The organism is Oscillatoria nigro-viridis PCC 7112 (assembly GCF_000317475.1).
Lineage (GTDB): Bacteria > Cyanobacteriota > Cyanobacteriia > Cyanobacteriales > Microcoleaceae > Microcoleus > Microcoleus nigroviridis.
Genome location: NC_019729.1, coordinates 4,766,395 through 4,783,773, shown reverse-complemented (window position 1 = coordinate 4,783,773; position 17,379 = coordinate 4,766,395). Strand labels below are relative to the sequence as shown.

General features: G+C 46.3%; 22 protein-coding genes and 1 pseudogene. 8 read left to right on the top strand and 15 right to left on the bottom strand.

What is annotated here, in order from left to right; genetic code table 11:
- The first annotated feature begins 3 nt into the window (after nt 1-3).
- Complete coding sequence (locus OSC7112_RS39965; protein WP_190274238.1) at nt 4-153, top strand: hypothetical protein; 150 nt, start codon at nt 4-6, stop codon at nt 151-153.
- Between the two features lie 170 nt (nt 154-323).
- Here the strand turns inward: OSC7112_RS39965 and OSC7112_RS20120 are convergent, their stop codons facing one another.
- Both OSC7112_RS20120 and OSC7112_RS20115 read right to left on the bottom strand, forming a co-directional pair.
- A complete protein-coding gene (locus tag OSC7112_RS20120; protein WP_015177629.1) occupies nt 324-2,030 on the bottom strand; it encodes a pentapeptide repeat-containing protein in 1,707 nt (568 codons plus the stop codon).
- A gap of 439 nt (nt 2,031-2,469) precedes the next feature.
- Entirely contained in the window at nt 2,470-2,886 is a 417-nt protein-coding gene (locus OSC7112_RS20115; RefSeq protein WP_015177628.1) for a hypothetical protein, read from the bottom strand.
- A gap of 50 nt (nt 2,887-2,936) precedes the next feature.
- Between OSC7112_RS20115 and OSC7112_RS39960 the strand changes: the two genes are divergently transcribed.
- The 3 genes from OSC7112_RS39960 to OSC7112_RS20105 are packed head-to-tail and all read left to right on the top strand — an operon-like array spanning nt 2,937 to nt 5,129.
- Entirely contained in the window at nt 2,937-3,092 is a 156-nt protein-coding gene (locus tag OSC7112_RS39960; protein ID WP_190274237.1) for a hypothetical protein, read from the top strand.
- A gap of 49 nt (nt 3,093-3,141) precedes the next feature.
- Entirely contained in the window at nt 3,142-4,911 is a 1,770-nt protein-coding gene (locus tag OSC7112_RS20110; RefSeq protein WP_015177627.1) for a S8 family peptidase, read from the top strand.
- On the top strand, nt 4,908-5,129 hold the full coding sequence (locus OSC7112_RS20105; protein WP_015177626.1) for a hypothetical protein: 222 nt from the start codon (nt 4,908-4,910) through the stop codon (nt 5,127-5,129). The genes OSC7112_RS20110 and OSC7112_RS20105 overlap by 4 nt, the downstream gene beginning before the upstream one ends.
- Nucleotides 5,130-5,841: 712 nt before the next feature.
- Here OSC7112_RS20105 and OSC7112_RS20095 read toward each other — a convergent pair.
- Entirely contained in the window at nt 5,842-6,630 is a 789-nt protein-coding gene (locus OSC7112_RS20095; RefSeq protein ID WP_015177625.1) for an SDR family oxidoreductase, read from the bottom strand.
- 313 nt (nt 6,631-6,943) lie between these two features.
- The gene (locus OSC7112_RS20090) at nt 6,944-7,870 is read right to left on the bottom strand and encodes a nuclear transport factor 2 family protein (RefSeq protein WP_041622641.1); all 927 of its coding nucleotides are present in this window, start codon (nt 7,868-7,870) and stop codon (nt 6,944-6,946) included.
- Nucleotides 7,871-7,873: 3 nt separating this feature from the next.
- Here OSC7112_RS20090 and OSC7112_RS39955 point away from each other — a divergent pair, with 3 nt between their 5' ends.
- Together OSC7112_RS39955 and murG are read left to right on the top strand one after the other, a co-directional pair.
- Nucleotides 7,874-8,011, top strand: a complete 138-nt coding sequence (locus OSC7112_RS39955) for a hypothetical protein (RefSeq protein WP_190274236.1) — start codon at nt 7,874-7,876, stop codon at nt 8,009-8,011.
- Between the two features lie 44 nt (nt 8,012-8,055).
- Complete coding sequence (gene murG, locus OSC7112_RS20085; RefSeq protein ID WP_015177623.1) at nt 8,056-9,147, top strand: undecaprenyldiphospho-muramoylpentapeptide beta-N-acetylglucosaminyltransferase; 1,092 nt, start codon at nt 8,056-8,058, stop codon at nt 9,145-9,147.
- Between the two features lie 38 nt (nt 9,148-9,185).
- Here the strand turns inward: murG and OSC7112_RS20080 are convergent, their stop codons facing one another.
- The 9 genes and pseudogenes from OSC7112_RS20080 to OSC7112_RS20045 all read right to left on the bottom strand — a co-directional run bounded on the left by OSC7112_RS20080 (nt 9,186) and on the right by OSC7112_RS20045 (nt 14,374).
- Complete coding sequence (locus tag OSC7112_RS20080; protein WP_015177622.1) at nt 9,186-9,599, bottom strand: hypothetical protein; 414 nt, start codon at nt 9,597-9,599, stop codon at nt 9,186-9,188.
- On the bottom strand, nt 9,583-10,032 hold the full coding sequence (locus OSC7112_RS20075) for a Panacea domain-containing protein (protein ID WP_015177621.1): 450 nt from the start codon (nt 10,030-10,032) through the stop codon (nt 9,583-9,585). The genes OSC7112_RS20080 and OSC7112_RS20075 overlap by 17 nt, the downstream gene beginning before the upstream one ends.
- 149 nt (nt 10,033-10,181) lie before the next feature.
- Nucleotides 10,182-10,778, bottom strand: coding sequence for an urease accessory protein UreG (gene ureG, locus OSC7112_RS20070; RefSeq protein ID WP_015177620.1), 597 nt, complete (start codon nt 10,776-10,778; stop codon nt 10,182-10,184).
- Nucleotides 10,779-10,940: 162 nt separating this feature from the next.
- Nucleotides 10,941-11,141 carry a hypothetical protein gene (locus OSC7112_RS42430; protein WP_041622640.1) on the bottom strand — a complete coding sequence of 67 codons (201 nt, stop codon included), beginning with the start codon at nt 11,139-11,141 and terminating at the stop codon, nt 10,941-10,943.
- Nucleotides 11,138-11,236 (bottom strand): annotated as a pseudogene (locus OSC7112_RS42590) (urease accessory protein UreF); the annotation flags it as partial. The pseudogene OSC7112_RS42590 and the gene OSC7112_RS42430, both read right to left, overlap by 4 nt.
- Before the next feature lie 98 nt (nt 11,237-11,334).
- Nucleotides 11,335-12,048: an urease accessory protein UreF gene (locus tag OSC7112_RS20060; protein WP_015177619.1), complete on the bottom strand. Its 714-nt coding sequence runs from the start codon at nt 12,046-12,048 to the stop codon at nt 11,335-11,337.
- Between the two features lie 150 nt (nt 12,049-12,198).
- Entirely contained in the window at nt 12,199-12,636 is a 438-nt protein-coding gene (ureE, locus tag OSC7112_RS20055; protein WP_015177618.1) for an urease accessory protein UreE, read from the bottom strand.
- A gap of 418 nt (nt 12,637-13,054) precedes the next feature.
- Entirely contained in the window at nt 13,055-13,546 is a 492-nt protein-coding gene (locus OSC7112_RS20050; RefSeq protein WP_015177617.1) for a DUF4168 domain-containing protein, read from the bottom strand.
- Between the two features lie 570 nt (nt 13,547-14,116).
- Nucleotides 14,117-14,374, bottom strand: a complete 258-nt coding sequence (locus OSC7112_RS20045) for a hypothetical protein (RefSeq protein ID WP_015177616.1) — start codon at nt 14,372-14,374, stop codon at nt 14,117-14,119.
- A gap of 235 nt (nt 14,375-14,609) precedes the next feature.
- Between OSC7112_RS20045 and OSC7112_RS20035 the strand changes: the two genes are divergently transcribed.
- Both OSC7112_RS20035 and OSC7112_RS20030 read left to right on the top strand, forming a co-directional pair.
- Entirely contained in the window at nt 14,610-15,131 is a 522-nt protein-coding gene (locus tag OSC7112_RS20035; RefSeq protein ID WP_317623911.1) for a DoxX family protein, read from the top strand.
- On the top strand, nt 15,128-15,643 hold the full coding sequence (locus tag OSC7112_RS20030; protein WP_015177614.1) for a DUF4385 domain-containing protein: 516 nt from the start codon (nt 15,128-15,130) through the stop codon (nt 15,641-15,643). The genes OSC7112_RS20035 and OSC7112_RS20030 overlap by 4 nt, the downstream gene beginning before the upstream one ends.
- A 101-nt stretch (nt 15,644-15,744) precedes the next feature.
- Here OSC7112_RS20030 and OSC7112_RS20025 read toward each other — a convergent pair whose 3' ends face one another.
- Nucleotides 15,745-16,212, bottom strand: coding sequence for a regulatory protein RecX (locus tag OSC7112_RS20025; protein ID WP_041622638.1), 468 nt, complete (start codon nt 16,210-16,212; stop codon nt 15,745-15,747).
- Between the two features lie 90 nt (nt 16,213-16,302).
- Entirely contained in the window at nt 16,303-16,713 is a 411-nt protein-coding gene (locus tag OSC7112_RS20020; RefSeq protein WP_015177612.1) for an AbrB/MazE/SpoVT family DNA-binding domain-containing protein, read from the bottom strand.
- Nucleotides 16,714-17,379 lie beyond the last annotated feature (666 nt).

Here is a 17,379-nt window from a genome sequence, read left to right as displayed (position 1 = left end):
TATTTGAGGCACCTTACTAATTATGACAATCGCGTTACTCCTGCAATAGTCAAAGAAGATTATGTTCCTTTTCCTGGCTCGATCGAGCTGGCGATCGCCAGCCTGGTGATTTCGGGACTAGGGAATATGTTGTCAATACAACAGAATGTATAGGAGCTAACACAAAAGCGTTGCTTAATCAAGGTATGATAAAAATAAGTGAAAAATCCCGAAGCTTTGTGTGTAAAGGTTTATATGAGTTGCATATTTAGCCTTTCATACCGTAAATCAGCAACTCCCAGAAACAGCGCGAACATCTCCCAGTACCGATCGCACATATCGATTTATTCCGATAAAAGGGCGATCGCATACCGCACCGCTTCCCCCATCATCGAACCGCGAACGCGATCGGACGCCGTTTTCTCCCACGCGAGCAACTGTTCCCGAAACACCGGGTCTTGCTTGGCCCGCTGCACGATCGCCTGACTGATGACTTTCTTTTGAATCTGCTCTGTCGGGATACCTTGCTGCTTCAAATAATCCAACAGCCGCTGCACGCTTTCGGCGAATTTATCCGGCGTCTGAGACATCAAAATAAACGAAATTTGGCGCACCATCCGCTGGTATATTTCCTGTTTTCTGAGCAATATTTCCTTGTGAATTGGCTCCGCAGGCTCCACACTGTTACTAGGAACAGCCAAGTCGAGCAAACTCAAAATTTCAGCATCCTTGGCTAAAACCTTTTCCAACATATCTGGATAAAGCTCCAAAATGCGATCGCCCAAAATCTTGCCGTTCACCAAACGGTTCGCGCTCAGCCGCAGTAAATTTTGTTCTCCGGCAGACTCAAAAAATTGAACGTTGAATTTGAGTTCCCGGCTTTCCAACTCCACCCGACGCAGCGTAAAAACCAAAGCCTCCCAATTAGGAGATTCATCAAAAAACACCTTGACAATAGAACAGTCCTCTTGATGCTGCCGCCCCAATTCCCCCGACTCAAAATCGCGATCGACCGGAAAGCGATTTGCCGCAAATTTCGCAGTATAATCAAACTCAGTAAAAACATAGCTGCAGTCAACTCTCGACAGATCGACATCTTGAACTTGCCAATTTTGAATGCAGCAACCCGTAAGCTGCGCCCCCTCCAAATTCGTCCGAATCAAACGGCACTCAATCAAACAAGCTGCTCTTAAATCCGCCTCACCCAACATCGCATCCATCAAATAAGCGCCACTCAAATCAGCTTTCCGCAAATCAGCACTTCGCAAATTAGCTTCGCTCAAATCAGCTCGCAGTAAATACACTCCTTGGAGGTTAGCTCGCAGCAAAAGTGCCTTCTGAAAACTCGCTTTCAATAAATAAGAACCCGCCAGATTAGCTCGACTCAAATCAGCGTTATCCAGTACCGCCTCAGTTAAATCCGCCCCCGCCAGCACAGCTCGGTGCAAGTCAGCGCCCGCCAGATTTGCCGATCGCATTTGAGCGCCATTCAAGTCAGCTTCAATCAAATTTACACCGAGTAAAATTGCCGATCGCAAATTCGCTTCCACCAAATGCGCTTCCCGCAAATTAGCACCCGTTAAATTAGCACCAACAAGACTGGCGCGGTTGAGATTCGCCTCCATCAATTCCGCCGCCATCAACTTCGCGCCGTCGAGTTTAGCGCCAGCCAAATTAATTTGGTCAGATTTAACTCTTTGAAGATTAGCACCGCCCAAATCCGCTTCGGGGAACGCGGCCCAATTGAGCTCTGCGGCTTCCAAACAAGCAAGGCGCAAATCCGCTTTAGCAAGATTTGCCCCGCTCAAATTTGCCCCGCTCAGATTCGCCCCAGCCAGCCCCGCACTGCGGAGATCCGCGCGCCGCAAACAAGCCCCTATCAACTTGGCATTGCTCAAAAAAGACCAGCTCAAATTAGCACCGGTCAAGTTAGCACCAGTGAGGTCTATTTCTCGCAGGTTAACACCGCTTAAACTAGCGCCGCTGAGGTCAATGTGACCAAAGTTGCGCTCTCCCTGTTGATAGCGCTGTAAAAATTCTTGTGTTTGCATTCCGCAGATTGGGGGGCTGGCAATTGAGCTATTTTAGGACGCGCTGGTCAATCGATTTGAGATTTGAGATTTTAGATTTGAAGCATTGACCCCACAGATAAATTCGGCGGCTCCTTTATCGGATACAGGTTTTTTATTTCTGGGTCCTGAGTCTGCTTTCGGAATGAATCCGGGGGCTTGTATCCTGGATGCTTGATTGTCAATAACTTTAACTGTAAGGTACGCACGGAACACGAGCGGGCTAGGCACGGGGACACAACCTCTACTACTTACTGCAAGAACTCATGTCCTCCGGGCGATCCGCGGGTACTTTACCCCTATAGATAGCAGCTCAAAGGATTTGTTGCATAAGTTCTATTCCTACTACCAGTTTTACAGACTTTTGTAACTTCAAGTAGCCGAGTTCATATCTGATACGCTGCCCAGCCGGAGAGTGTTTTTACCTAAAGCGCTGCAATTCTTGCTGCAAGTGTTTTCCCCATTTAGTCGCTAGAGAAATTTCTGTAAAAGGAACCTGCACCGCAGCAGCATCTTTCAACAAAAATTCGAGGGCGATCGGACTTCCAGAACTCGGCGGCGACTCTAAATCAACTGCCTGAGAGTTGACTAACAACCGCAGCGACTGCACGTCTTTTAAAGAAAAAGTTTGCAAATTCACAGGCCCGCTGCGAGTAGGTTTTCCCCAAGTTAAACTGTCTTCTTGCTGACCGAGTACAGCATAAATATCGTACTTGGCTACTGCGAATTGTTCTGCCCAGACGCGATAGGCTTCCAGCTTTTGATACTCGTTCCATCCAGCCCAAGCTAGAGAAATAAAAATTGCCAGCAGCGGCAGCCACATTAAACCTCTTTCCATGCAATAACCTTGTTGAAAATACTCGCTTGTTCTGTTTCTCATCTTCTCTAATGATACAATTCATTGAACTACTAAAACTTGCTCTGCAATTTAAACTAGGAATTAGAGCAATTTTCGATCGCTCAACAGCCACCGCCGAAAACTACCAAACCCCCGCGTGCGAGATCCCCACAAGTCGCAGCAAGGAAAACTGGCGCTGGCGGTGAAAATTGGGTTATTGTGGTGAACAAGCCTTCCCTAAACGGACGATCGGCCATGAAAAAGTTTTTCCTTCTGTGCTTATTTTTAATCGGGCTCGGCTGGGCGATTTCTAATTTCCCAGGACTTGCTACTCAAGGCACTTACGACTCGATTGTGCTTGATTTCCGCGAAGATTTGGGTGCTGCTGAGATTGCAAAAGAAGTAAATGCGATCGCCCAACAGTACCAAGTCGCACCGCAACTCAACAGCGAATTCTCAGCGGGCGACAATGTATATGTAGTTAAGGGCGATCGCACTTTGCTAAACGCCCTGAGAAAATCAAATTTGGCTAAAGATACCGAATACATTGAACCCAACTACGTCTACAGCGCTTTCGAGATTCCCAACGACCCCATGTATACCAAGCAGTGGAATCTCCGCAGCATCAATGTAGAATCTGCCTGGAACGAAACCAAAGGCAGCGGCACAACAGTAGCGATAATTGACACGGGCATTAGTCCCGTCGCTGACTTAAAAGAAACCAAATTTGTACCGGGCTACGACTTTGTAAACGATCGCGCCGAAGCCTACGATGACAACGGCCACGGTACTCACGTCGCAGGTACTGTCGCCCAATCAACTAACAACAATTATGGCGTCGCAGGCATCGCCTACGAAGCAGCTTTAATGCCGCTAAAAGTGTTAGGCGGCAGCGGTGGCGGCACGGTTTCCGACATCGCCGAAGCGATTAAATTTGCTGCTGACAACGGCGCAGATGTCATCAACATGAGTCTCGGCGGCGGTGGCGAAAGTCAGTTAATGGAAGAGGCGATCGACTACGCCCACTCCAAAGGCGTTGTCATCATCGCAGCCGCCGGCAACTCCGGCGAGAGTTCCGCTTCCTATCCCGCCCGCTATCCCCACGTCATCGGCGTTTCCGCCCTCGGCCCCGACGACGAAAAAGCCCCTTACTCCAATTTCGGCGCGGGAGTTGACATTTCAGCCCCCGGCGGTTCTGAAATGGGCAAAATCCTGCAAAGTACGATCGACCCGGAAACCGGCGCCGAAGTATTTGAAGGCTACCAAGGCACTAGCATGGCTTCTCCCCACGTTGCAGCCGTTGCAGCCCTTGTCAAGGCTTCCGGCATCACAGAACCAGACGCGATTCGCAGCGTACTTTTGCAGTCCTCGCGAAATGTCGCTGAAGATCCGTTAAACCATTTTGGTTCGGGACACCTCGACGCAGCCGCAGCAGTTCAGCTAGCCCAGCGCGGACAAATCAACTTCCGCGATTTCTTCCGCTGGCTGCGCGATAACGGCTATCTCAACCCCCGCTTTTGGATTGACGGCGGTGCAGTCGCCCTGTTGCCTAAAATTGCCATGGTGCTCGGTTCTTACCTGCTGGCTTTCTTTTTGCGGAATTATTTTCCGTTCCAGTGGACTTGGGGCTTTTCCGGCGGCTTGATGGCTGGTAGTTCTGGGTTCTTTTTCCTGCGGAACTTGTTTGTATTTGACTTGCCGCAGTGGCCGATGCGGGTGATGGGCAGTTCTATTCCCGAACTCGGCGGTGCAATTAATGGCAGCAGTATGCTGAATCCCTTTTTTGCTAGCGTTTTGATTCCTGGGATTTTGATTGCTTTGCTGTTGGGACATCAACAGTGGAAGTGGATCGCGATCGCCATTTCGATCGGTTTTGCCAGCAGTTTAGCGGTGAATGCTTTTGTGTCTCCCGCAGTCTGGGGATTGGGCACTGGTGTGCTAGCACAAACATTTTTGATTGTCAATGCTTTTCTGTGTTTCGGACTGGCACGTTTAGCGATTAAAACAGAGGTGCGATCGGCATGAGTATTACTGTCAAAGGTGAAATTGAACGCAAAGGATTAGGCCCGGGCACTTGGGCTTTGGTTGGCGAAGATGGGGAAACTTACGAACTTAAGGATGCTCCTTCTGACTTGAAAAAAGCTGGTTTGAAAGTCAGTGTTAAAGGTGAAGTCCGCAAGGATGTGATGACTTTTGCTATGATCGGCCCGGTGCTTGAGGTGCAGTCTTTTGAGGCGATTTAGCCTAATTGGTTAATCCAGCTTTCGAGAAAAAAAACCCCGGCCAAAATTGGCTGGGGTTTATTAATCAGGGTGCATCTTTATTTACTTTCCAGTGGCTAGCACGATGTTCGGGACAAAGTTGATTTTTGACCGCAGATGTACGCAGATTAACGCGGATAATTCTTGATTTATTGAAATTTTGTGGTTTTGGCTGCAATACGAAAAAAAAACCCGGCCAAAATTGGTCGGGAGTTAATTAATCAGGGTGCATCTACTAATTTAGTCTCCGGTTGGAGGTGTACCTGTTCCGGAAAGTTTGGGAAATTTTGGGAAAATTTGCGGTTTGGGGTGCGATCGCCAAAAAAAACCCCCAAACCAGAATTGGCGGGGAGTTAATTAATCAGGGTGCATCTACCAATTAAGCTTCCTGAGAATTCGAGCGCCATCCGGACAACCTCAAACTTTATTCAGCATCACCGTCGATACCGCAAAAAAAACCCCACCAAAATTGGTCGGGAGTTATTTAATCAGGGTGCATCTACTAATTTAGTCTCCCGTCTCACAGCACCTCTTTCAGGACACTTTGGCAGAATTTTGGAGAATGTGTGGCGAGGGCGGGCGATCGCCAAAAAAAACCCGGCCAAAATTGGTCGGGAGTTATTTAATCAGGGTGCATCTACCAATTAAGCTTCCTGAGAATTCGAGCGCCATCCGGACACTTACCACTAAAAACTCACAACTCTTTTCGGTGGACCAGAGTTGCACTAGCTTGGTCTGTCGGAACTAGCAAGACTTCGCTAATATTGACGTGGGGCGATCGCGTCGCGCAAAAATACACGACATCGGCCACATCGTCCGCAGTCAGAGGTGTCAATCCTTTATAGACATTTTTTGCTTTTTCTGAATCGCCGTGAAACCGGACATTGCTAAATTCTGTTTCCACCAAACCAGGCTCTATCTCTGTCACCCGCACTGCTGTTCCCAAAAGGTCTTGTTTCAACCCTTCAGAAATAGCTCTCACTGCTGCTTTGGAAGCGCAATAAACATTGCCTTTCGGATAAGTTTGGCGGCCGGCTATTGAGCCGATATTCACTACGTGGCCGCGGCCTCGGCTTACCATTCCCGGCACGATCGAGCGAGTCATGTACAGCAAGCCTTTAACATTGGTATCAATCATTTCTTCCCAATCTTGAAAGCTGCCTTCGTGCAGTTTGTCTAAACCGCGGCTCAATCCCGCATTGTTAATTAGAATATCGATGTTTTTCCAGGCATCGGGAAGCGCAGCTATCGCCGATTCAACTTGCGGGCGATCGCGCACGTCCAATTCTAGCAAATAAATCTCGTTCGCCGACGCGATGGATTTTGTTTCTACAAGTTCGTTTGCCAGTCGATCGAGTTTTTCAAGGCGGCGGGCTGCTAAAATTAGTTTGGCTCCACCTTTGGCGAATATCTTGGCACAGCCCGCTCCGATACCGCTACTCGCACCTGTAATGAAAACAATTTGATTTTGGATAGAAATCATACCATTTTAGATTTTAGATTTTAGATTTTAGATTGAGGAATTGGGAATAACTAATGAGATAAAGGTTGGGATATTTCATACTGTCCCTTCAACATAATTCTTGTAGTGACGAGTTTAGGGAATTCAGTCATTTCTCTTTAATATTTTCTTGAACCCGCCACTACTAAAATTACCCAAATAATACCATCCCCTAAAAAATGCAACTGTAGACCCGCGCTCCAAACATTTAATTCATAAGTTATTCCCCATCTAAAATCTAAAATCTAAAATCTAAAATCTAAAATGGTATAACCCATAACACCTATTTTATTACTTACTTGACAACCCGCAATCGCACACTAACTGTTGCAATTCCACCTTGTCGCATCAAAACTGCTGAAACCCACCGATTTTCGGGCGTAGCCGGAGCTTTACCTACTTTAAAAATTCCCCCGGAATTTAGCAACTCCAGCTCGACTTCTGAAGGATTAAAAAAGGTTTTTTCGGTAATGGGTTCCTCCAAAACAGTCCCTATTAAAATATCATCGCCGATCGGCTCTCGAACAATGGCATCAAAATGGTACTCTTGGCCCACCTTAACTTGCTCCGGAAAATTCACTTGAATTGTGGGAGGATTTTGGCCGGAACTAAGCTGAGTTTGTTCGGCTAAAATCTCTTGCTTAACTATTTTTTCACCTTCAAAGCGCTGCTGAGAACGGATGGTAGCTTTGAGATTTAATTCTCTGCCATCCTTTTTTTGAGTGCCTGCAATTGTAGTTACGGTTTCTGCGACGATCGCGCTACCTTCGGTTTTCCAAGATTTGATCTCGGTGCGGTAATTTAAACTCGGATATCGATCCCAGAGTTGGGTGAGGGCTTTTGCCATGCTTTGGCTGTTTAAGCCGTCAGAATGAGTGAAATTCGGGCTGTAAAATGCCATCACTGCTTTGACATCGCGCCGGTTGGCCGCTGCGTCAATTTCTGTTAGCACTTTTGTGAGTGGGGCAGGCGCATTTGCAGGGGTTTGGGCGATCGTTTGGGGAGTCGCCGCGATCGCACCGATCGCTTTTGCCGCACCTTGATGCAGCACGCCAGCACTTACCACTGTTAAACATAACAACATTTGAGCGATCGACTGCCCGCAGTTAAAGCCAAAAACGATCGCCCGTTGGCGCAGCCCCCGAATAGGATCGGCTTTTTCGTCCCGACGGCTGGAAAAATACTGAGATGCACTTGGCATTAAATTCAAAAAATTACGCATTAGATGATAATTTGGTTATTTGTCAGGATTCGCGGCGCGGGCAAGTGTTCGCCTGCAACGAAAACTGACAACGGAAGGACGGACACGGCACAATCTAATTTTAGATTGCTGATTGAAAATTGGCTGAAACTGCCGGAATAATAAGCATAATAATCTAAAACCTCAAATATAAAATCGCTCGACCTGTGGAAGTTCTAAAAGAAACAAATACCTTGACAAAAGCCCCCCTCCGGTTGTTGGTTGCAGCTAGCGGCACCGGAGGACATTTATTTCCCGCGATCGCCACCGCTAGTCAGTTGAACGACTGTCAGATCGAATGGCTGGGAGTCCCAGACCGCATGGAAACCGAGTTAGTTTCATCCCTTTACCCCCTCCACACGATCGCCGTTGAAGGCTTTCAGCAGCGATTTGGACTCGGTACAGTGCGAATTTTGAGCAGACTCGCCGGCTCGATCGTTCAGGTGCGGAAGTTGCTCAAAGCGGGAAATTTTCAGGGAGTTTTTACTACCGGCGGTTACATCGCAGCACCTGCAATTCTAGCGGCCCGTTCTTTGGGTTTGCCGGTGATTCTCCACGAATCTAATGCCATTCCCGGGAAGGTGACGCGGTGGTTTAGTCCTTTGTGCACTGCTGTGGCGATCGGATTTGAAGCTGCAGCCCAGCATTTACCCCGCGCCAAAACGGTGGTTGCCGGTACGCCCGTGCGATCGCAATTCCTGACTCGCCAACCTCTAAATTTGCCAATTCCTGACAGCGTACCTGTAATTTTAGTTATGGGCGGATCTCAAGGTGCTGTCTCCGTCAATCAGTTAGTGCGGCAGTGTGCTCCGGCTTGGTTTGATGCCGGTGCTTGGGTAGTTCACCTGACAGGAAATAATGACCCGGATGCCGAGAGTTTGAAACACGAACAATATTTGTCGATGCCATTTTACGACAATGTGGCGAGCTTGTTGCAGCGAGCAAATTTAGCAATTAGTCGATCGGGCGCCAGTGCCCTGACAGAATTAGCAGTGACGGGAGTACCTTCTATTTTAATTCCTTTTCCTCACGCGGCTGACGACCACCAAAGATTTAATGCGGAAGTATTTGCCGCATCCGGCGCCGCCGTGGTATTCCGTCAAAGCGAACTGACAGCAGAGGTATTGCAAAGCAAAGTGCTGTATTTGTTAAAAGATTCCGAATATTTGGCAAAAATGTCTCAAGCTGCTCTTCAATTAGCGGTGACAGACAGTACAGAACGTTTGGCAAATTTGGTCAGGGAATTGGTGGTGCGGTAGCGAAAATTGGACACCGCCACTAATTTAACGAGTTCTTTTTAATGAGGGTAAAGCGTAAAACCCCTGTCCAACCAAATAACATAAAACACAGCCCCATCCCGATAACCAACCATCGGAGCCTTCCCGAAAAACCGAAAAGCAATAAAATTTACATCATCCTTAAGATGGCTGGGAATAGGTGCTCTAATGGAACTTCGGGCTATCTTCTCGTAGCCCAATCCGTGACGGGTACAAGCATTAATCTCACTCCAGGTAAGCTGATTTAATTTGTAGAGCGTATCTGCAAAAGCAGCCTTTTCATCTTTTGTGCATTGAGAAAGAGAGTAATCTTTATTCATGTATCGCAAAGAAAATAGAGGTGACTGCTGCTCTGGCGGTACATCAACAGTTTCTCTAAGTGAGAGCCTTTTCCCTTTTTCTTGGCGTTGATTTGCCTTAAGATGCTTCTTCACAATTGAGTTGAGTCTTGAAGTATTCCTTCAGGGATTGATGAGTGATTTTACCGCTATTTTGAGCTGCAAATTTCCAGGGTTCTTCTTCCTGTGTCATTTTGCCTAACTTCCATGCAGCAAACTGTCCAAACACAGAATAAACTTCATCAAGCAGGCTCTTAGTTTCTTCGTCGTAAATCGAAAAGTCTATATCTTCAGGACATGGAATTGCACCAGCACCATACTTTTTATAGTAACGGTACAAGTCAGGAACAACCGGCCCGTGAGTCCATGCTTCTATCGCTTCAGGAAATAGCGGTTCATCGTACAAAGCTAAATGAAACCCTTGAGCATAGTAAACCAACTTCTGAAGCTTGAGATTAGATATCAGATCGCCAGCATCTTCACTTGCCTGAGCCAAAAAGTATTTGGCTGCATCATAACAACTCAGCATAACTTACTTGGTAGTCATTAAACGGCAAAACTAGAACGAGATTTTTTTGACACTCCCGCGACTCAAGCAGACTATATTTGTCTGGAGAGGTTTTCACGGTTAATTGCGAGCCGTGTCACTTTATTTACGTTATACCATGTTTTCTCCATCTATGCAATATTCAACTTAACAAAGTTAACTACCGATTCTAATCCTTCCTTTATCTTCAAGTTAGTAAAAACAAAAGGTTTTTCCCCCCGCATTTTTTTCGCGTCCCGTTCCATCACGCCCAAATCTGCTCCCACCAAAGGCGCGAGATCTATTTTATTAATCACTAATAAATCTGATTTAGTAATTCCTGGCCCGCCTTTGCGCGGAATTTTATCGCCCGCCGCGACATCGATTACGTAAATTGTTAAATCTACTAACTCCGGGCTAAACGTTGCGGCCAAATTATCGCCGCCGCTTTCGACAAATACTAAATCTAAATCCGTGAATTTGTGTTCTAACTCTTCTATCGCTACTAAGTTAATGGAAGCATCTTCGCGGATGGCTGTGTGGGGACAGCCTCCTGTTTCTACGCCCAAAATTCGATCGCTCTCTAAAGCTTGACTCCGAACCAAAAACTGTGCATCTTCCTGAGTATAGATATCATTAGTAACAACCGCAATCTGGTACTGCTGCCGCAGCGACTTGCACAAAGCATCAAGTAAAGCAGTTTTTCCCGAACCAACCGGCCCAGCAATTCCTATACGAAAAGCACCCATAGCGATTTTAGATTTTAGATTTTAGATTTTAGATTGTCTGATTTTTAACTGCGAAATAACCGAGTTGTAGTTGTAGGGTGCGTCAGACGGAGTTATGGAACGATTATCGAGGCTTTGGGGTTCTGACGCACCTTACTAATTAGATTTTGGATTGAGGGATTTTTAACTGCGAAACAATCGAGTGTACTGAGTTTCGTGCGCCATGCTAGCCAGTCCCAATCCCGAACTGCAACTGCCAAGGTCATCATCTTCTAATTGTAAAACTTCTCGCGCCGTATAGCGATTTTCGATTTTCGATTTTCGATTTTCGATTGTCTGATTTTGGATTTGGGATTGAGGGATTTGGGATTGTCTGATTTTCAACTCCTAAACAACCGAGTGTACTGAGTTTCGTGGGCCATGCTAGCCAGTCCCAATCCCCAACTGCAACTGCCAAGGTCATCATCTTCTAATTGTAAAACTTCTCGCGCCGTATAGCGATTTTCGATTTTCGATTTTCGATTTTCGATTGTCTGATTTTGGATTTGGGATTGAGGGATTTGGGATTGTCTGATTTTTAACTGCGAAACAATCGAGTGTACTGAGTTTCGTGCGCCATGCTAGCCAGTCCTAATCCCCAACTGCAACTGCCAAGGTCATCATCTTCTAATTGTAAAACTTCTCGCGCCGTGCAACTAATTTGCGATTGCAAATCTAACAGTAACTGTTGACCGGATGTTTGACCGAGGGGAATCAGTTTCACGCCCGCACTCGCCAAATTTGCAGCCCAACTGTACAAATATCCTAACACGGCCGCTTCCTCTTCAATCTGCCAGTTGGCGGCGGCAATGCCAAAGCCGATCGCAAAATTGCACTGATTGCTGCCAAATTCCACCAAATCTTTTACACTTGTTGTTAACCCAGAAGCAACTGGCGATTCCCTGCCGGATAGCTTCGCTTCACGCAAATCCAGCAGCAACCTGACCAAAGTCCGCCCCATTTGCCAACTTTGCAAGCGCAACTCTTCTGTTTCCTTAGCAGCAGTCGCCCAAGCATTCCAGTAATTCAAAGCCGTCAAATCCCCCATCTGTGCCGCCCTCAAAGCCCTTACCACCACAGCGGCTTCTACTCTAACAGCCCCGAATTGCAGCGAATTTTCTAACCAATTCCTCAAAGTAATCTCGCTGTCGATCGCACCGGTTTCTACCAGACTTTCGATTCCCTCAGAATAACTATAAGCTCCGACAGGTGCAAAAGCTAGCTGCAACAAAGATAAAAGTTGATTGTTCACTGTTGACTGTTGACTGTTGACTGTTGACTGTTGACTGTTGACTGTTGACTTCTTCTTTGTTGAATGACCGAAACCAATTTGGTCATAAGCCTCGGATTCATCGGTGTGAGTAAATCTAAAATCTAAAATCTAAAATCTAAAATCTAAAATCTAATGGCTGTGCCCGTAAGCCCCCGTTTCCGGCTGAAACGGCACAATTTCCTCTGTTACTTCCAAACCCATTTTTTCTAGCATTCCCTGCAAAACTGAGTCGGGAGAAAGTCTTAAATAATTATCGGCAATTTCTAAAGCTACGTGGCGGTTTCCTAAATGATAAGCCGCCCGCATCAGTAGCAGCGGACTTGATGCCCGCGCTGTCAGCACCAGTTCGGGTTTTGCACTTACCAGTACCAAACAACTACCGTCTTCTGACTGCAATAAATCTCGATCGCGCAGTACCGTACCTCTGGGCAAACTCAGGTGCAGCCTTTCCCCCGTCTCCGTCTCGAATCGGTGGCGGCTGCGAGTGCGATCGTCGGCTGTCATCGGTAAAGTAAAGCTGACAACAGCATCGGGATTTGCTGGTAAATGTTTTGTGAATGTTAGCATTTTTATATTCTATTCCTCAGAGCAATTCACTGCTCATCTAGTTTTTGAGGAATATTTTTTTATAGCCGAAGGAATAAGGAAGACTGAAGTTCCAATCTTCAGCTCATGTTTCAGAAATTAAAAACGTCTTAATCGCCTTGGCGATCGCTATATCTGATTGCGATTTACAGCCAGTTGAAAAATATTCATCTCTCTGACCGCTCCCGTTCTGGCTTTATTACCAAATTTATGTTATTTTGTCAAGCACTTTATTGCAGACGATCGCGCTTTTTTCTAAAATTTTTGCATATCGTCCAGTAACTTAAACAATTGAAATCTCCAATAATTCTTGTAGGGTAGGCATCCTGCCTGCCCAAGACTTGCTTTTCTGGAGAAGTCTAATAGAACGGGAGAGGAAGAAAGACTCAAACCCTCAAGCTTATTTATTGCCCGCTTGTTGCAGTCGCAGGAGCTCGGCTTGAATTTGCTGTTTGATTGCCGGATTCGCTTGCTGGAGCAAAGTGATCTGGTTGAAGCGACTAACTGTCAAACCATTGGTTTCGATAATTTTTTTAGCTTGATCGCAGTAATTTACCACTATACCGCGAACATTTCCAGACAGCCTGTTGATTTGGCTAGTTTCGTTGCACACCACCCGCGGCACCGAGCCTCCTGCTATTCCTTTAATTTCTTGAGAGGCTCCCAGCCGTTTGGGTTCTATAGCCAACACAGCGCGAGCGTAGCTAGTAATTTCCTCGCTGCTAATTTCTTGAGCTTGGGCTGCTGCTCCGAAAACGAGGTTTGGGGATTGTCTGTACAAACCGGGCGCCCATCCGCTAGCTAAAGCTGCGGCAGAAATGATGCCGAGCAACAGCGATTGTCGCAGCATCCGGTTAATGCCAAATTTAGAGGTGTTTAGTGAGGTGTTCATGGTCGTCGGTGATTGATTGCGTGTAGATAAAAATGACACAGCCCTTGGAGGCTCAATATTTTTGAATAATGTGGTGGCTAAAAAGTTCCTGCCTAGGAGTGACTATTTTGAATTCCAGCAGGATGCTTTGAGAGTTGCTACGACGATCGACTTTTTAGCAAATTCGATAATTTCATTCTAACATCTGTGGAAAGTTGACAAAAGTCAAACTTTAGATGGTAATTTTAATTACGGAGCGTTCCCGAATTGCCTCTCCCAATAATTCTCAAAGCGCAAATATTAAATAATCATAAAAGTTCTTGACAAATTACTCGCCTTAATTAGTCCAATCAAGGTACGCGCTAGCAAAGCTATCTTCCCGCAAGGGTTCCCGTTCCCCGTAGGGTAGGGTAGGGAAGCGGCTCGAAGGCTAGGTCAATCGATTGCGCGATTTGAGATTTTAGATTAAAGAATTGAAGCATTGACAAGGCCCTAAAACGGATACGCTGCCACGTACTCCTGTCGTGGAAAGATAAAAATTTTAGACTCTTGTTCAAGATCCCAGATTTATCTGTGGGGTAAATCTAAAATCTAAAATCTAAAATCTAAAATCGACTGACTTGCGCGAGATAAATTCTGGGGTTCCTTTATCGGATACAGGTTTTTTATTTCTGGACGGATGAATCCGGGGGCTTGTGTCCTGGATGCTTGATTGTCAAATTTAGCAGCAATCGCACTCATCAATTGCGGCGAAGATTTATTTAATGTTAAGCGGTGGTGCATTTGTCGATCGAGAAAATCCCCCACTGGTTTGGCTGCTGACGAAGCCAGAGCCGGAACAAAAATCATGTTTTACTACCCGAAGATAGAGACAGCAAAAGTGCACTAGACAGTAAAATCGTGTTATCAAAATGCACGCTAGCTGTTTTTGGCAGTCAACGCCCAGACCTTCGATTCCAGTTCTCGCTTCCTCCAGTTTGGGGCTGTGAAAACTTGTCTGGGAGTTACCCAGAAACCTGCTTTTTCTACGACATAAAATCGTTACAGCCACCAGCAAGAGCAGACAAACCCGGAAATCTGGAATTTGTGGAGCTCAATTTTCTTGTTATCTCGATCGCAGATAGCGAATTTTGGCAAGCATTATCGCAGCAAGTTAACAATTATTAATTACCGATTGCCCGTGAAAAGTCAAAAAGAAATTTGGCGAGTTATTCTCGCAGTAGCTATCAGTATTGTAGGCGTGCTGCACTTTGCAGTGCCCGCACCTTTTATCCGAATCGTGCCGCCCCAGCTTCCTTACCCGGAAGCCTTAGTTTATATCAGCGGTTTTTTCGAGATTTTGGGCGGAATTGGGCTGTTAGTTCCTCCTGTCAGCAGGGCGGCGGCGTGGGGATTAATTGCCTTGTTTATTGCCGTGTTTCCAGCTAATATCAATCAAGCCGTCAACAACATTCCGATAGAAGGGATTCCTCACAACCAATTACTGTATTGGTTCAGGCTGCCTTTTCAAGCTGTCTTGATTGCTTGGGCCTGGGTTTACACTCAACCAGACGAAGGTAAACCCCGGGCTTCTATAGTGCCAGATAGAACAGAAAACGCCCGATGAAGCAGTTCGACTACCATGCGGATTTTAAGAACATCGACTTTCGACAGCACCCGGAACTTTATCGGGTAGGGAAAGGAGAACAGGGAGTGCTGTTGGTTGAACCCTACAAAGGAGAAATTCTGCCTTTCTGGAGATTTAAGACTCCTGAAATTGCCAGGGAGTCCAGCAGCAAAATTTACTCCTTGTTTTTAGAGTATCTCGATCGCGAAGATTTTGTGGGAGCCGACATGGCCCGCAAGTTCTTGCAGATGGGGTATACTCGATCGCGTCGCTACGCCAACCACAAAAGCGGCCGAAAATACCAGCAAAACCCTCAGAAGCTGAAGTCTGTTGCAGAGCAAAGCGCCGCTCGAAAAGATATTTTGCCGCTACAAGCAGATCCGGTGAAAGCAGAATCCGCGGCCATTTTTCAAGAGAAATGGATGCTGGCCAAAATCAACGAGAAATATCTCGAGCTTTTAGCCAGACACCGGCAGATGTACGAATCTTATTTAGTCAACGCTGAGGATTGACATAAATTTACAAAAACTCAGGACTTACACTTTAGCCATGTCGGCAGCAGTGTAGTTGTGCTTGCCTATCTGGGCCGCACATATTTGCGTGGCCCTACTATTTACTCGTCATCTTCTTCTGTTTGCCACTGCCGCCAAATTTCAAAGGCATTAAAGCCCCTGTATTGCAGGTAATTCAAGACTTTGCCCTTGGTTTTCGGATCTGCTTTACCCCAAGTATCGATCTTGTATTTCCGCATGACTTTGGCTTTTAATTCGGCCAGTTTTTCTGCTTCGGAGTCCTGATTTTCGGCAGTTTCTTCTTCCCAGACTTGCTCGAACAAATCGTTGGTAATTCCTTTTTGCAGGCACTTGCGCTTGATGGCCGACTTCCCGTATTTGCCTGCGGCAGAGGCGATCGAGTTTGCCACCAAGCGAGTGTCGGACTGATAGCCGCGGTCTTGAATTTGCGCGATCGCCTCCAATATTTCCTCATTGCCAAAACCTTTCTCTTGCCCCTTTTTGCGAAGTTCAGAGGCACTGTAGTCTTTGCGGGACAAGAGAAAATAGAAATAGTCAAGACAGCTCATCAGTTCAATCGAAGGGTGGCGCGCAAATACTCGTGTAGCGAATGCCAAATCCAGTCGCCTTGCTATCGGCTGACTGCATCCCCATCGCCTCTATTCTTCTGTATCCTCCTCTTCATCATCCAATTCCACATCCGGTCTGTCCACATCGATCTGAATCAAGCGAATGTGCTTGTATCCGAGCTTAATTTCAAACTCGTCTCCCGGCTTTAATCCCATTTCTTGGGTATAATTTGCCCCGATCACGATCGAACCATTCTTGTGAACGCTAGCTCGATAACTCGCTTCTCGCCCGCGTCCGTCTGCTTTAGACTTCTCTAGCTCAATGCCCTTAGCAGCTAACACTGCATCGTAAAACTCAGCCAGATTAATCCGGGTTTCTCCACTTTTGCTGACAGTGAAGTAGCCGCAAAGCTTTGCAAGTTCTCTGCGCGGCAAATCACTGCCTTTGATTTTTTGAAGCAGACCTTTTCCTGTTAAGGGTGCTGTAGCTGTTTCTGCCATTGACCGTACCTCGCTTATTGGACTTTACTTATATCAATTACAACACATTAGATTAACTTTGTTTCACTGTCAATACTAAGAATTCTGAATATTAAGATTCTGGATAAATTTCTGCGGCCTCAAGACCGGGGGTGCAAGTAAGGATGCTCGAAGGGCGACAATAATTGCTCCTCGCGGCCCAAATCCTTGTGTAAGCCTCTCTTGCGATCGCGCGGGGAATTCTTGTCGCAAATTAAATGCTTTACTTTTTTACAGTAAAGTCTGTTCCCTGCATTCACCAATCCCCGATCGAGTCTATGGTCAAGGTAAAAACAAGACAGCCATGAATCGAAATACCTAGAGCGCGGCCGCTGTAAATTTGCCGAAAGCATTTACCGGCACGGGTTAACTTTTACCTCAACAAGGGAAGGCAGCACTTGTTCAAGGGTGCCCCTGCCAGCTACTTGCAAAACCAGTTTACAAAAAGAATCCAACTCAAGGCAAGCTCCAAACCCTTATGGAATAAGTCATTCCCAATTCTTCAATCTCAAATCTCAAATCTCAAATCTCAAAGGGTATAAACCCTATTATTGGGGCTGCAAATCCCCTCAAAACCCCAAATCCCAACGAGCAATCTTCTATTAAGGTGTTGGGCATATAACTTGCACAGAACGCAGTCTGGGGAGG

What these genes read in the sequence shown, in the direction of transcription:
- OSC7112_RS20120 (WP_015177629.1), bottom strand. Translation starts at nt 2,030, where the DNA reads ATGCAAACACAAGAATTTTTACAGCGCTATCAACAGGGAGAGCGCAAC.
- OSC7112_RS20115 (WP_015177628.1), bottom strand. Translation starts at nt 2,886, where the DNA reads ATGGAAAGAGGTTTAATGTGGCTGCCGCTGCTGGCAATTTTTATTTCT.
- OSC7112_RS39960 (WP_190274237.1), top strand. Translation starts at nt 2,937, where the DNA reads ATGATACAATTCATTGAACTACTAAAACTTGCTCTGCAATTTAAACTA.
- OSC7112_RS20110 (WP_015177627.1), top strand. Translation starts at nt 3,142, where the DNA reads ATGAAAAAGTTTTTCCTTCTGTGCTTATTTTTAATCGGGCTCGGCTGG.
- OSC7112_RS20105 (WP_015177626.1), top strand. Translation starts at nt 4,908, where the DNA reads ATGAGTATTACTGTCAAAGGTGAAATTGAACGCAAAGGATTAGGCCCG.
- OSC7112_RS20095 (WP_015177625.1), bottom strand. Translation starts at nt 6,630, where the DNA reads ATGATTTCTATCCAAAATCAAATTGTTTTCATTACAGGTGCGAGTAGC.
- OSC7112_RS20090 (WP_041622641.1), bottom strand. Translation starts at nt 7,870, where the DNA reads ATGCGTAATTTTTTGAATTTAATGCCAAGTGCATCTCAGTATTTTTCC.
- OSC7112_RS39955 (WP_190274236.1), top strand. Translation starts at nt 7,874, where the DNA reads ATGATAATTTGGTTATTTGTCAGGATTCGCGGCGCGGGCAAGTGTTCG.
- OSC7112_RS20075 (WP_015177621.1), bottom strand. Translation starts at nt 10,032, where the DNA reads ATGCTGAGTTGTTATGATGCAGCCAAATACTTTTTGGCTCAGGCAAGT.
- ureG (WP_015177620.1), bottom strand. Translation starts at nt 10,778, where the DNA reads ATGGGTGCTTTTCGTATAGGAATTGCTGGGCCGGTTGGTTCGGGAAAA.
- ureE (WP_015177618.1), bottom strand. Translation starts at nt 12,636, where the DNA reads ATGCTAACATTCACAAAACATTTACCAGCAAATCCCGATGCTGTTGTC.
- OSC7112_RS20050 (WP_015177617.1), bottom strand. Translation starts at nt 13,546, where the DNA reads ATGAACACCTCACTAAACACCTCTAAATTTGGCATTAACCGGATGCTG.
- OSC7112_RS20045 (WP_015177616.1), bottom strand. Translation starts at nt 14,374, where the DNA reads ATGATTTTTGTTCCGGCTCTGGCTTCGTCAGCAGCCAAACCAGTGGGG.
- OSC7112_RS20030 (WP_015177614.1), top strand. Translation starts at nt 15,128, where the DNA reads ATGAAGCAGTTCGACTACCATGCGGATTTTAAGAACATCGACTTTCGA.
- OSC7112_RS20025 (WP_041622638.1), bottom strand. Translation starts at nt 16,212, where the DNA reads ATGAGCTGTCTTGACTATTTCTATTTTCTCTTGTCCCGCAAAGACTAC.
- OSC7112_RS20020 (WP_015177612.1), bottom strand. Translation starts at nt 16,713, where the DNA reads ATGGCAGAAACAGCTACAGCACCCTTAACAGGAAAAGGTCTGCTTCAA.